This window comes from Kocuria sp. NPDC057446 (assembly GCF_042802875.1).
Lineage (GTDB): Bacteria > Actinomycetota > Actinomycetes > Actinomycetales > Micrococcaceae > Kocuria.
Map to the genome: position 1 here is coordinate 1 of NZ_JBHVDI010000114.1, position 12,635 is coordinate 12,635.

Sequence of the window (12,635 nt, forward strand, 5' to 3'; positions counted from 1 at the left end):
CGGCCGTCCCGCTCGCGTGCTCAGGACAGTCCGACGTAGGTGGCGGAGTGCCCGAAGCCGACCACGTCGTCACGGCCGTCGCCGTTGACGTCCCCGAGCAGGCGCGGATACCGCGCCGGGTCCCAGCCGGCCGACCAGCCGAACGATGTGGACGTCAGCTCGGGCCCGCGGAAGGCGTTGTCGTCCCCGTAGGCCACGTGCACGCCCCTGTTGCCGAAGCCGACCACGTCCAGGATCCCGTCGCCGTCGATGTCGGCCAGGTCCCGGGGGTGCCGGTCGGTGCGCCAGCCCTGCGCCGCCCCGAAGTCGGCGACCTCGAGCGTGACCGGGAGGTACTTCGGCTCCCCCTGGGCGAAGGGTCGGGAGTAGGCGACGAGGACGCCGCGGTGTCCGAACCCGACGACGTCCGGGGGAAGGTGACCGTTGACGTTGCCGACGTCCCGCGGGTGCTGGTCGACCCGCCAGCCCTGGGCGTGGCCGAAGTCGCGGACCTCCAGCGCGGGCTGGGTGAATGTGTCCCCGGGCGCCGAGAAGTAGGAGACGTACGTCCCGGCGTCGCCGAAGCCGACGATGTCGGTGGTCCCGTTGCCGTCCATGTCGGCGAGCATCCGCGGGTTCTTGTCGATCCGCCAGCCGCGGTCCCAGCCGTAGCTGTCGATCCGCTTGCCGGTGCCGTCGAAGATGCGGTCCGATCGGCCGTGCGAGATGGTCACCCCCGAGTAGCCGAAGCCCACGATGTCCTCGGTGCCGTTGCCGGAGAGGTCTGCCAGCTCGCGGACGTGCTGGTCGACCCGCCAGCCCTGGTTCCAGCCGAACTCGCGGAGCTTCAGGGCCGGGGCCGTGAAGCTGCCGTCGGGCTGCGCGTAGGACACGATCACGCCGGCGTTGCCGAAGCCGACGATGTCGTCGCGGCCGTCGCCGTCGACGTCGGCGAGCTGCCGCGGGTGCCGGTCGGTGCGCCAGCCCTGCGCGGTGCCGAAGTCGCGGACCTTCAGGACCGGGGCGGCGAAGGTGCCGTTGGCCTGGCCGTAGGCGACGAAGACGCCGGGGTCGCCGAAGGCCACGACGTCGGCGCGGCCGTCCCCGTTGACGTCGGCGAGCTCGCGGACGTGCTGGCCGACGCGCCAGCCGTCCACGTAGGAGAGGAATCCCTGGGCGGACACGGCGTGGGCCGGTCCGGCGAGGGCGATGCCGGTGGCGGCCAGCGCCGCCGCGGAGAGCCCGCTGAGCAGGCGGGCCGTCGGTGAGCGTTTCATGGTGGAACCTCCAGGTTCCGAGGAGCGGAGAACTCGGTCCGGGTCGCCGGACGGCGGGTGGTACGCCGGTCGACCCCCACCGGCCGGCGACTGGCCGTGCGCTCGAGAGGGGGTCCGGGACCTCGGTCCACCGGTGCCCGGCTCCTGCGGAGCGGACGGAACTGCAGGTGGGACCAGTCTAGTCCGCGCGTATGCGATCGCTAAGCACTTCCCGCACCGTGCTGAATCGTTACCCCAAACCCCAGGCCCCAGGCCCATGCCTGGCCGACTGGATCACCGCCTGACCGCCCGGAACTGCTCAGCGGCGGACGCCGCGCCGGAAGTACAGGACCGGTCCCACGAAGTTGACGGCGATGACCGCCGCCCACTTCCCCTTGCTGCCGTTGACCTCCGCCGCGGGGCGCAGGGCGAGGTCCGCCCAGGCGGTGGCCGCCAGCGAGACCTGCACGGACGCCAGGGTCAGCAGCACGGTCTGCTGTCCCGGCGTGAGGTCCTTCCACCGGGTGCTCCGCCTGGTGCCGGTGCGCGTCATGGTCGTCCTCCTGCTGCTCGGGGCCCGGGGGCCCGCCCGGCCGCTCCGTCGGCGGCCCGTGGTACTCATGCTGGTGCGGTCGCCGCCGGCAGTCAACGCCTGTGCTCTGCGCAGCGTCCTCCGCGCACCACCCTCGGCGCTCGTCAGACGCTGATGTCGGGCCACAGGACGCGGAACGCCACCGCCCAGCCGGCGACCCAGGCCAGGGAGAGAGTCAGCAGCGCGGCCCCGGTCACGGCGATCACCCCGGCACGGCGCCTGATCGTGCCGGCCAGGTGCCAGGCGGCCGGGACCGCGCCCAGGACGCCCAGCAGCAGCACCGCCTGTCCGAGGCGGGTGAGGGGCCGCACCAGGGACAGGTCCGGCTGGACGCTCGCGACGAAGAGCACCAGTCCCGCCAGGACGGCCACCGGGGCCGCGTAGGCCAGCCGCCGCACGCGCCGGGAACGGGTGCCGGTGTCCGGCGGGCCCCACCGCCGGCGCCGCCGCAGGCGGTTCACCGGCCAGGCGACCAGCGTGACGACGAGGACCAGCAGCGCCGCGAGGAGCAGCAGGTGGGGCACGAACAGCCCGTGCCAGGCGCTGACCCTGCCCTCGGCGCGGTAGGCGACCAGGGCGACGTCCCTGACGGTGCCGTCCTCGTCGGCACGGGCTGCGAGGGTGGCCGTGCCCCCGGCCTCTCGCCACAGCCACGGCTCGACCTCCCGCATCGTGGTAGGTGGAACGGCGAGCGGGGCGACCTCGAGCGTCCCGTCCGGGCCGGCGGTCACCGTGGTGATCGCGAGCGTCCCCGCCAGGGCCGCGGCGCTCGACTCCGCCCGCCGTTCGCTGCGGTAGAAACCGGCCACCGCGGCGGCCCGCCCGGCGGCTCCGCGCGGGGACTCGGGCACCGTCCGCTCGGGTGGGGCGACATAGCGGCGGGCGAACTGGTCGACCAGCTGCTGGCGCAGCACCGCCGTGCTGAGCGCGCGCACCCCGTTGCCGTTGAGGGAGACGAACAGGCCCGTGTCCGCCTCGGGGAACAGGACCAGCTCGCTGTGGAACACGTCCGTGTCCCCGCCGTGGGCGAGCACCCGCTCCCCGCGCACCTCGTAACCCCGGAAGCCCAGAGTCATCTGCTCCCCGGCACCGAGACCGCCCAGGTCCTCGGGCGGCAGCGCCGGGGCGTGCATGTCCGCCAGCACCTCGGGACCCAGGACGTCGTCGGGGCCGTGGCCCAGGTGCAGGTTCAGGAAGGCGGCCATGTCCTGCGCGGTGCTGCTCACGGACCCGGCGGGCGGGACGGAGATGTGCTCGAAGGGAGCGGGCTCGGCCCCCGGCGCGGGGAAACCGCCGGCCACCCGGTCGGACAGCGCCGGCGGCGGGGGCTGCTCGGCGGTGCTGGAGGACATGCCAAGCGGGTCGAGGACCTCGGCTCGCACGTACTCCTCGAACGGGACGCCGGTGACCTGCTGGACGACGTAGCCGGCCAGGGCCAGACCGTAGTTGGAGTACGCCGGGGTGGTGCCCGGGGCGAAGATCTGCTGCGGGGGGTCCACGGCCAGTTCGGTGCGCAGGTCGCGGACCTTCTCGGCGTCCGGGGTGATGAGATGGTCCACGCGCTCCTCGAAGCCGGCGGTGTGGCTCAGCAGGTGCCGCAGCGTCACCGCCCCGAGGGGCAGCCCGAGCTCGAAGTCGAGGTGCTCGCGGACGTCGGCGTCCAGGTCCAGGGCACCGCGTTCCACCTGCTGCAGCACGGCGGTGGCGGTGAACAGCTTGGACACCGACCCGATCCGGAACAGGTGGTGCTCGGGGTCCACCGGGGTGGCCCCCGGAACCGGCCGGGGGCGGTCGGACGTCCCGAAGCCGCGCAGCGTGACGATCTCGCCGCCGGAGACGACGGCCACCGTCGCCCCCGGGAGCCGCTCGGCGTCCAGAAGGGCCGGGACCAGGCCGTCCAGCCAGGTGTCGACGTCCTCGGTGGTCAGCTCCCGCACGTCCTGCCCGTTGCGCTCCTGCGCTGCGGCGGGAGGCGGCGCTTCCAGGTGCGCGAGCAGCAGCAGCGCCGTGAGGACCAGCACGAGCACTGCCACCGGACCCCTCGGGGCGGCGACGGGGGGCGACGACGGTGCCGGGAGCCGGTGCTCGCGCATGAGGCCATCCTGCTCCTCCACCGGCTCCCGTGTCCGAGTGTGACCGAGGATGCCGGACGTCCGCGGAGTCCGGCGCCCGCAGCGGGACCGGTTCGGGTCCACCGGTCTAGCCTGGGGACATGATCCGGTCCCGGAGCTTGTCGCTCTCCGCTCCCGTCCCCGTCCTGTGGCCGGTCGCCGGAGCGGCCGCGGTCGTGATGCCCAGGAGCCGACTGTGACCGGGCGGTTGCCGCACGGGGCCCGTCGGCACTGGGCGGACCTGGAGCGCCCGGACCACCGGGTGCCGCCCCCGGTGGACCCGGAGGCGCTCGCGGGCCTGCCCGAGCCCGCGCGCCGCTGGCTGGGGCACGCCGTGCCGCCCGGCACCCCGGCGTGGGCCGTGGCGGAGCTGTCGATGCGCGGCGAGATCCGGCTGGGCGGCTCGTGGCGGGCCTTCTCCGCACAGCAGATCATCGCCCCCGGGATCGGCTTCGTCTGGGCGGCCCGCACCCGGGTCCTCGGTCTGCCGGTCGGGGGCTACGACCGGTACGGCCCCGGCGGGGGCGAGCTGCGCTGGCGGCTGCTGGGCCTCGTGCCCGTGCTGTCCGCGGCGGGGCCGGACGTCACCCGCAGCGCGGCCGGACGGCTGGCCGGCGAGGGGATCACGGTGCCCACGGCCTGCCTGGGCGCCGCGTGGTCCCCGGGGCCGTCCCCGGACACCGCCGTCATGTCCTGGGTCCTCGACGGGCAGCGCGAGGACGCCGTGGTCCGGGTCGACCCGGAGGGGCGGCTCCGGGAGCTGAGCATGCAGCGGTGGGGCGATCCCGACGGCACCGGCTACGGCCGCCACCCCTTCGGGGTCGCGCTGTCCGAGGAGACTGACGTCGCCGGCGTGCGCGTGGCCACCGTCCTGCGCGCCGGCTGGGCGTGGGGCACCGACCGCCAGGCCGAGGGCGAGTTCTTCCGGGCACGGATCCAGGACGTCCGCTTCCGCTGATCGGCGCTCCGGAGGCGGTCCTCGAGGGACGGTGCGCCGGGCCGGTCCCTGTCGGACCGGCCGTCCGCACGGCACGCCCGGGACGGCCGGTCCTGGCGGACGTCCCCCTCAGCGGCTCGGGTCCGGGCCGCCCGGCCCGTTCCCGGGCGGGGCCTGCGGCGGGCCCTGCGGTCGGTCGTGCGGTCGGTCCTGCGCGGGTCCGGACCAGGGCGACGGCACCGCCGCTCGGGGCGGGGGCTCCACGGGCCCCTGGTCGAGCCGGAACGGCGGGTACTCGTCGCGCAGGAGCAGCACGTAGGCCAGGACCCGGTTGACCCAGCGGTTGATGCCCATGACCAGCGCGAACAGCTCGGGGCGGTAGCGGCCCGTGAAGAGCAGGATCACGGCGGCCACGAGCACGAGCAGCCCGAGCAGGGACGGCCCCCAGCTGGTGGTCGTCGTGCCGTCGTCGCCGCTGCGGCTGGTGCTCCACGTGCCGCCGCCCGTGAGCACCCCGACGATCAGCAGGTGCGGGATGGCGAGGAGCCACCACTTCACGAGCACGAGGCCCCGCGACAGCCGCTCCGGACGGTCGATCTCCAGCTGCGCCGGATGGTCCGCGCGGGCCAGGGTGAACGGCGGGTACCGGTCGGTGCCCAGGGCCGAGTAGGAGTAGAACGCCACCCGCCAGCTCCACCGCAGGACCCCCACGGAGAAGGAGAACCACGAGGGTGGGTACCGGCCCGTGAACAGGATCGCGAACCCGGCGGCGACCGTGGTGACCACGAGGGCGAACCACAGCACGGTCAGCACGATCAGGTGCGGGACCACCAGCAGCCACTTGACCAGCCACAGCCACCGGGACAGCCCGGCGTCGAGGAAGCCGCTCAGGTGCACGGGGTACACCGGGGGCGGGCTCCCGCCCCGCCCCGGGGCCTCGGCGAGGGCCGCGCCGGGGCCCGTGCCGCGCGGCGGGGTGCTCGGGTCGATGTCCCGGCCCAGTCCGGCGGCGCCGAGCAGCAGCAGCGGGACGCCCACGAGCAGCCCGGCCAGACCGCCGATCAGCTGGCCGCCGGCCAGGGGGCCCAGGAGGTCGGACCGGGCGCCGAGCTGCAGGTCCGCCCAGACCGGCCGGGAGGCGTCGGCGTTCATCACCACGAGCGTCCAGCTGCCCGAGCGCAGGTCCAGGGTCAGCTCCCGGGTGCCGGGGCCCTGGTCGGAGTCGGCCCAGAAGGTCTGGTTCCCGGGCCGGTCGGGCACCCGGTCGCCGGGCACCCGGGACCGGGCGTCGTCCCCCGACTCCGTGGCGCTGCCCAGCTCCGCGCGGGCCACGTCGTCGAGGTAGCGGTCGACGTCCGCGGTCTCGGCCACCCCCACGAAGATGTCCTGCTCCGGGTCCGCCGCCGTCACGCGCACCTGCACCTGGCCGAGCCGGTCGAGGAAGGGCACTGGGGAGACCTGGACGTCGCCGACGTCCAGCACGGCGGACGGGCCGACCAGGGCGTAGGTGATGGTCTGGTGCCGGTCCGGGGCTGCCGTGAGGAAGCGCCCGTCCTGCTGGGCCGCGGCGGCGCCGGCGAGGACGAGACCGCTGACGAGCGCCGCCAGACCCAGAGCGGTCAGGAGGGCGCCCAGGACCAGCAGGACCCACTGACCGGGTCTGGTGCGGCGCGGGGCGCCCTGCCGGTCGGGCGGACGGGACGAGCGGGAGGGCGACTGCTGGGTCATGGGAGCTCCTGAGGAGTCGGACGGTGAGCGGGCCCCGGTGCGGGGTGCCCGGGATCAGAGGGCGGCGGCCAGGTCGCGGCCCCACCTGCGGGCACGGTCCTCCTCACCGGGGACCAGGTCGTTGCCCATGGTCACGAGGAAGCTCTCGGGCTGGGCGACCAGCTCGTAGTGGTGCTCCTCGAGGGCACGGGCGATCTTCTGCGAGGCGCGCCCGGTGAGCATCGCCGGACCCTTGACCCGGGTGTCGAAGGCGGTGGCCCGTCCGCCCTCCGCGCCCAGGGCGGCCAGCCACTCGCGGACGCCGGGGCCGGCCGCGGCGTCGTCCACCTCCAGGTCGTGGCGGGACGCGTCCCGCACGGCCTGCTCGCGGGAGTTCTCCCGGCTCAGACCGTGACCGTGGGTGGGGGCGCCGACCACCAGCACGTCGCCGGCCGCCGGAGGATGCCGCTCGGCCTCGGCGGTCGAGCGCACCTGCGCGGGGACCCCGGCCTCCGCGAGGCCGCGTCCGATCGCCTCGGCGATCCGGTGGGTGTTGCCGTACACGGACTCGTAGACCACCAGGACGGTCATGGCGGGTCTCCTCTCTGCTGTCTGCTCGGGGCACGGGCCGGGGCTCACCCGCGCAGCACGGCGGCCCCGGTGACCCGGTCCGCGGCGAGGTCGGCGAGGGCCCGGTCCGCGGCGCGCAAAGGATAGGGGACGGTGGTGGGACGCAGCCCGAGCCGGGCGGCCAGGCGCAGGAACTCCTCGCCGTCCTGCCGGGTGTTGGCGGTCACGCTGCGCAGCTGCCGCTCCTGGAAGAGCTCCGCGGCGTAGTCGATGGCCGGGACGTCGCTGAGGTGGATCCCGGCGACGGCCAGGGTGCCGCCCCGGTCCAGGGCACGCAGCGCCGGGGGGACGAGGGTGCCCACGGGGGCGAACAGGACCGCCGCGTCCAGCGGCACCGGGGGAGGCTCGTCGGCATCGCCCACGAAGGCGGCGCCCAGCTCCCGGGCCAGCTCGCGCGCCTCCGCCGAGCGGGTCATGACGTGCACCTCCGCGCCCTGGTGCAGGGCCACCTGGGCGGCGAGATGGGCGGACGCGCCGAAGCCGTAGATGCCCAGCCGGCCCCCGGGCGGCAGCCGGGCCAGCCGCAGCGCCCGGTAGCCGATGATGCCGGCGCACAGCAGCGGGGCCGCGTGCTCGTCGTCGAACTCCTCGGGCAGGCGGTACGCGAAGGCCTCGGGGACCAGGGTGAGCTCCGCGTAGCCGCCGTCCTGGTCCCACCCGGTGAAGCGCGGGGACGTGCAGAGGTTCTCCCGGCCGCGGCGGCAGAACCGGCAGCGCCCGCAGGTGTGCCGCAGCCACGCGACGCCCACCCGCTCGCCCTTCCGGAACCGGGCGCACCCGGGGCCTGCGCGCGCCACCTCGCCGACGATCTCGTGCCCCGGGATCACCCCCGCCCGGTGCAGGGGGAGGTCGCCCTCCACGAGGTGCAGGTCGGTGCGGCACACCCCGCAGGCCCGCACCCGGAGGAGCAGCTCCCCGGCCCCCGGCTCGGGGTCCGGGCACTGTCCGAAGCGCATCGGCCCGCCGGCGGCGGGACCGGGCTCGTCGATCCACCACGCACGCATGCTGTCCTCGTCGATCCCCCGGGGGGAGGCGCCGGCCGGGGCCGTGACCTCTGTCCTGGTCACGAGTCTAGGAACGGATCACGGGTCCCGTCAGGAAACGAGGAATGTTAATGCTCGGCCCCCGGACCGGGGCGTCCGTCCGCGGCGTCGACGGCGCGGAGCACGGACACCAGGACGGCTCCGGCGGCGATCGCCAGCACCACGAACCCGCCCATCGGCCCGAGGACCTCGGGCACCGTGAAGCGCACCCCGGCCAGCAGCTGGGCGGTCGTCTGGGCGATGACGAGAGGCGCCAGCAGGACCTCCAGGACCAGCAGGGACAGCGCGAGCAGGTAGCCGAACGGACGCCGGCGGAGGATCAGCACCCCGGCCACGCACGCGGCCGGGGCGACGACGGCCAGGTCCAGGACCATCGTGAACTCCGTGCTGTAGGGCCCCAGCCCGGGAGGCGGCACGCCCGTCAGCGCGGAGGACAGCAGCGGCACGCCCCACACGACGAGCAGGACGGCGGCGCTGGCGAGCATCAGTGTCGCGGGGCCGAGGCGGGGCGTGCCGGCGGGGAACAGCGCGTCCCGCCCGGCCGCGGGGAACGCGGCGAACATCAGCACCACCGCCCACAGCGCGGCGGAGAACACGACCGCGTGCAGCAGGGACAGCCGGTTGTGGGCGACCGCGCCCAGCGCGTACCCGCCGTAGACGTACAGGAAGTAGCCCAGCGTGCCGAGCAGGAGCAGCCCGGCCCGTGGGCTCCCGCGCCGGTACCCCAGCGCGGAGGCGCCCAGCAGGGGCAGGCCCAGGAGCAGGGTGACGAGGTCGGTGGCCCGGCTGCCCGCGGCCGTGAAGACGGTGTCGTGCCGGTACAGGCCACGACCCCAGATCTCGGTGCGCTCCCCCCGCAGGGTCTCGAAAGGATGGGGGCCGCTCCCGCCGGCGGCGAGCAGCCCGGTGACGGCCGCCACCCCGGCCCCCACCCCGACCACCGCGCACAGCAGCAGGACCGCTCGGAAGATCCGCATGCCGCTCCTCCTCGCCCCTCGGGTCCTTCGCCCCCTCGTCCGTCCTGCGTCCCCTCGTCCGGGAGGGCCCAGCGTAGGCGGCCCGGACGCGCGGGGGAACGCCCCGGGCGGGGGAGCCCGCAGATGTCGGCGGGAGGTGTTCCCAATCGGGACGCGGAGGACGACCATGGGGGACGAAGGACCGCGCGGGTGCGGCCCGCGCCGCAGCCACCCGGGCGGGATCCGTCCCGGCGCGCGACGAGAGGACTCCGGCATGACCGAGCGCATCGACCGATGGCCCACGGGAGCCCCGTGCTGGGCGGACATCATGGTCTCGGACCTGGACCGTTCCATGGACTTCTACGCCGCCGTGCTCGGGTGGCGCTTCACGCCCTCTGACCCCGCGTACGGCGGCTACTGCAACGCCCTGGTGGACGGCGAGCCGGTGGCGGGGATGTCCCCGGCGCTGTCCGGGATGGAGGACGACCCGCACGCGTGGGCGGTGTACCTCGCGTCCGAGGACATCGCGGCCACGGGCCGGGCCGCGGTGGCGGCCGGCGCCCGGCAGCTGTTCGAACCGGCGGCGGTGGGGAGCTTCGGCACCATGGGGGTGTGGATCGACCCCACGGGCGCGGCCTTCGGGGTGTGGCAGCCGCAGGACCACACCGGGTTCAGCATCATCGGCAAGCACGGCGCCGTGGCCTGGTGCGACCTGCTGACCACCGACCAGGACGCCGCCGAGCGGTTCTACGCCGAGGTCTTCGGCTACACGTACCAGGACATCGGGACGCGGCACGAGGCGTACGCGGTGTTCACGGTCCCGGGCATGGACCGGTCGGCCGGCGGGATCGGGGTGCCCGCCGAGGACGTCGACCACCTGCAGGAGGCGCCTCCGCTGTGGTGGGTCTGCTTCGAGGTCGACGACGCCGACACCGCCGCCGAGCGGGTGATCGCCGCCGGGGGCGCGCTGGTCCAGGAGCCGGAGGAGTTCGGCTACGGGGAACTCGTGTTCGCCGCCGGCCCGGACGGCGAGCGCTTCGCCATGATGGGCCCGTCCTCGGAGGACTGGACGGAGGAGGACGGCGAGGACGCCGACGACGACGCCGGGCGGGCGTGAGCGCGGCCCCGGCCGACGGCCGACCGGTCGCCCCGGCGCCTCAGGAGGGTCGGATCAGAACATGCCCACGACGGCGCCGACGAACCACAGGACCACGAACAGGGCGATGAGGCCGAGGATGACGGCCAGCGCGATCTTGCCCTTCGCGGAGTCCCCGGGGTGGTCGACGTCCAGGTCGGGGTTGTCGGGGCCCACGCCCGAGCCGGCGTCCGGCGGGGTGTCGCCCTCGATGCTCAGACCGGACTCCTCGTTGAGGGCGTCGCCGGCCTTCTTCGGGTCGTTGCGCGCTTGCTCGGGATCGATCTCGGCCACGGGATCCTGCTTTCTCGGGTCGGACGTGCTGGAACGGGTGCTCCCAGCAGACTAGCAAGCTTGCTGGCCAAACGGGCGGCATCCCCGGCACCTCCTGCGTGTGCGCGAACGGAAACATGCACGCCACGCGAGCATGAGAGGACTTGAGTGCAACTCGTGGTATCACTTGTACCGTGTGGTACCCGTCACACGCCTGCCGGCAGACCGGGGACCCGCGCCCCTGCTCCACCACCCGGAGCCGGTCCTGCCGCTCGCCTCCCGAGGAGTCCGTTCATGCCCACGCCATTCCGCCCGGGGCGCGCCCGCCGCCCCCTCGCCGTCACCTCCCTGGCCGCCGTGGCCGCCCTCGTGCTCACCGGCTGCCTCGCCTCGGACCGCGAGGAGGGCGGGGCGGGCGCCACCCAGGCCGCCGACGGCGACGTCGACGGCACGTTCGTCTTCGCGGCGTCGTCCGACCCCAAGACCCTCGACCCGGCGTTCGCCCAGGACGGCGAGTCCTTCCGGGTCTCCCGGCAGATCTTCGAGGGCCTCGTGGGCGTGCAGGAGGGCTCGGCGGACCCCGAGCCCCTGCTGGCCGAGTCCTGGGAGCAGTCCGAGGACGGCCGGACCTACACGTTCCAGCTCAAGGACGGCGTCACCTTCCACGACGGCACGGCCTTCGACGCCGAGGCCGTCTGCGCGAACTTCGAGCGCTGGTACAACTTCGAGGGCCTCCTGCAGTCCGAGAACATGGCCTACTACTACGGCTCGCTGTTCAAGGGCTTCTCGGACACCCCCGAGGAGGCCATCTACTCCGGCTGCGAGGCCACGGGCGAGCAGGAGGCGGAGGTCACCCTGAACAAGCCGTTCGCCGGTTTCATCGCCGCCCTGTCCCTGCCGGCGTTCGCCATGCAGTCCCCCACGGCGCTCGAGGAGTACGGCGCGGACACCGCCGGCGGCACGGAGGAGTCCCCGGAGCTCTCCGAGTACGCCCAGGGCCACCCCGTGGGCACCGGGCCGTTCCGCTTCGACTCCTGGGACGTGGGCAATCAGGTGGTCCTCTCCGCCCACGACGAGTACTGGGGCGAGCAGGGCCAGGTCACCGACGTGATCTTCCGGATCATCGACGATCCCCAGGCCCGCCGCCAGGCGCTCGAGTCCGGCAGCGTGGACGGCTACGACCTCGTGGCCCCCGCCGACACGCAGGCACTGAGCGACGCGGGCTTCAACGTGGTCACCCGCGACCCGTTCACCATCCTGTACCTCGGCTTCAACCAGGCCCAGGAGGAGCTCGCGGACGTCGACGTCCGCCGCGCCATCGCGCACGCCATCGACAAGGAGGCCCTGGTCTCCCAGACGCTGCCCGAGGGCACCACGGTGGCCACCCAGTTCATCCCGGAGTCCGTCAACGGCTACAACGAGGACGTCACCCAGTACGAGTACGACCCCGAGCGGGCCCGCGAGCTGCTCGCGGACGCCGGCTACGCCGACGGCCTGGAGCTGGACTTCAGCTACCCCACCGGGGTCTCCCGCCCCTACATGCCGAACCCGGAGCAGACCTTCACCACGCTCACCGCGCAGCTGGAGGAGGTGGGCATCACCGTGAACCCGCAGCCGGACAAGTGGTCCCCGGACTACCTGGACCGCATCAACGGCACCCCGGACCACGACCTGCACCTGCTCGGCTGGACCGGTGACTACAACGACACCGACAACTTCGTGGGCGTGTTCTTCGGCCGGGAGAAGCCGGAGTTCGGCTTCGAGGACGCCGAGCTGTTCCGGGCGCTGGCCGAGGCCCGCGAGCTGACCAGCGTCGAGGAGCAGACGCCGGTCTACGAGGACATCAACGAGCAGATCATGCAGCTGCTGCCGGCGGTCCCCCTGGCCAACCCGGCGCCGTCCCTGGCCTTCGACCCCCGGGTGGAGTCCTACCCGGTGAGCCCGGTCAACGACGAGGTCTTCAACAGGATCGAGCTCAGCGAGTGAGCCCGCGTCCGGGGCGGCGCACCGTGCGCC

General features: G+C 74.4%; 11 protein-coding genes. 3 read left to right on the forward strand and 8 right to left on the reverse strand.

Annotated features, from left to right (window positions below; translation table 11 throughout):
• Positions 1-20 precede the first annotated feature (20 nt).
• From ACFU0Y_RS13190 to ACFU0Y_RS13200, 3 genes are all read right to left on the reverse strand, one after another.
• The gene (locus ACFU0Y_RS13190; protein WP_380214984.1) at positions 21-1,256 is read right to left on the reverse strand and encodes an FG-GAP repeat domain-containing protein; all 1,236 of its coding nucleotides are present in this window, start codon (positions 1,254-1,256) and stop codon (positions 21-23) included.
• Between the two features lie 298 nt (positions 1,257-1,554).
• Entirely contained in the window at positions 1,555-1,788 is a 234-nt protein-coding gene (locus ACFU0Y_RS13195; RefSeq protein ID WP_380214985.1) for a hypothetical protein, read from the reverse strand.
• Between the two features lie 143 nt (positions 1,789-1,931).
• Positions 1,932-3,920 carry a serine hydrolase domain-containing protein gene (locus tag ACFU0Y_RS13200; RefSeq protein ID WP_380214986.1) on the reverse strand — a complete coding sequence of 663 codons (1,989 nt, stop codon included), beginning with the start codon at positions 3,918-3,920 and terminating at the stop codon, positions 1,932-1,934.
• A 214-nt stretch (positions 3,921-4,134) separates the two neighbouring features.
• Between ACFU0Y_RS13200 and ACFU0Y_RS13205 the strand changes: the two genes are divergently transcribed.
• Complete coding sequence (locus ACFU0Y_RS13205; RefSeq protein WP_380214987.1) at positions 4,135-4,896, forward strand: DUF6544 family protein; 762 nt, start codon at positions 4,135-4,137, stop codon at positions 4,894-4,896.
• Positions 4,897-5,004: 108 nt separating this feature from the next.
• Here ACFU0Y_RS13205 and ACFU0Y_RS13210 read toward each other — a convergent pair whose 3' ends face one another.
• From ACFU0Y_RS13210 to ACFU0Y_RS13225, 4 genes are read right to left on the reverse strand one after another with little or no spacing between them, the layout of a single operon-like run.
• The gene (locus ACFU0Y_RS13210; RefSeq protein WP_380214988.1) at positions 5,005-6,603 is read right to left on the reverse strand and encodes a DUF4389 domain-containing protein; all 1,599 of its coding nucleotides are present in this window, start codon (positions 6,601-6,603) and stop codon (positions 5,005-5,007) included.
• A gap of 54 nt (positions 6,604-6,657) precedes the next feature.
• Positions 6,658-7,173, reverse strand: a complete 516-nt coding sequence (locus ACFU0Y_RS13215; RefSeq protein ID WP_380214989.1) for a flavodoxin domain-containing protein — start codon at positions 7,171-7,173, stop codon at positions 6,658-6,660.
• A gap of 44 nt (positions 7,174-7,217) precedes the next feature.
• Positions 7,218-8,279 (reverse strand): zinc-dependent alcohol dehydrogenase family protein, encoded by a 1,062-nt coding sequence (locus ACFU0Y_RS13220; RefSeq protein ID WP_380214990.1) that lies wholly within the window; start codon positions 8,277-8,279, stop codon positions 7,218-7,220.
• Between the two features lie 44 nt (positions 8,280-8,323).
• Positions 8,324-9,232: a hypothetical protein gene (locus ACFU0Y_RS13225; RefSeq protein WP_380214991.1), complete on the reverse strand. Its 909-nt coding sequence runs from the start codon at positions 9,230-9,232 to the stop codon at positions 8,324-8,326.
• A gap of 253 nt (positions 9,233-9,485) precedes the next feature.
• Here ACFU0Y_RS13225 and ACFU0Y_RS13230 point away from each other — a divergent pair, with 253 nt between their 5' ends.
• Complete coding sequence (locus tag ACFU0Y_RS13230) at positions 9,486-10,328, forward strand: VOC family protein (protein WP_380214992.1); 843 nt, start codon at positions 9,486-9,488, stop codon at positions 10,326-10,328.
• Between the two features lie 54 nt (positions 10,329-10,382).
• Here the strand turns inward: ACFU0Y_RS13230 and ACFU0Y_RS13235 are convergent, their stop codons facing one another.
• Positions 10,383-10,640 carry a hypothetical protein gene (locus tag ACFU0Y_RS13235; RefSeq protein WP_380214993.1) on the reverse strand — a complete coding sequence of 86 codons (258 nt, stop codon included), beginning with the start codon at positions 10,638-10,640 and terminating at the stop codon, positions 10,383-10,385.
• A 273-nt stretch (positions 10,641-10,913) separates the two neighbouring features.
• On the opposite strand from ACFU0Y_RS13235, the gene ACFU0Y_RS13240 reads away from it, so the two are divergent.
• A complete protein-coding gene (locus ACFU0Y_RS13240; RefSeq protein WP_380214994.1) occupies positions 10,914-12,605 on the forward strand; it encodes an ABC transporter substrate-binding protein in 1,692 nt (563 codons plus the stop codon).
• Positions 12,606-12,635: the final 30 nt, after the last annotated feature.

What these genes read in the sequence shown, in the direction of transcription:
- ACFU0Y_RS13190 (WP_380214984.1), bottom strand. Translation starts at nt 1,256, where the DNA reads ATGAAACGCTCACCGACGGCCCGCCTGCTCAGCGGGCTCTCCGCGGCG.
- ACFU0Y_RS13195 (WP_380214985.1), bottom strand. Translation starts at nt 1,788, where the DNA reads ATGACGCGCACCGGCACCAGGCGGAGCACCCGGTGGAAGGACCTCACG.
- ACFU0Y_RS13200 (WP_380214986.1), bottom strand. Translation starts at nt 3,920, where the DNA reads ATGCGCGAGCACCGGCTCCCGGCACCGTCGTCGCCCCCCGTCGCCGCC.
- ACFU0Y_RS13210 (WP_380214988.1), bottom strand. Translation starts at nt 6,603, where the DNA reads ATGACCCAGCAGTCGCCCTCCCGCTCGTCCCGTCCGCCCGACCGGCAG.
- ACFU0Y_RS13215 (WP_380214989.1), bottom strand. Translation starts at nt 7,173, where the DNA reads ATGACCGTCCTGGTGGTCTACGAGTCCGTGTACGGCAACACCCACCGG.
- ACFU0Y_RS13225 (WP_380214991.1), bottom strand. Translation starts at nt 9,232, where the DNA reads ATGCGGATCTTCCGAGCGGTCCTGCTGCTGTGCGCGGTGGTCGGGGTG.
- ACFU0Y_RS13230 (WP_380214992.1), top strand. Translation starts at nt 9,486, where the DNA reads ATGACCGAGCGCATCGACCGATGGCCCACGGGAGCCCCGTGCTGGGCG.
- ACFU0Y_RS13240 (WP_380214994.1), top strand. Translation starts at nt 10,914, where the DNA reads ATGCCCACGCCATTCCGCCCGGGGCGCGCCCGCCGCCCCCTCGCCGTC.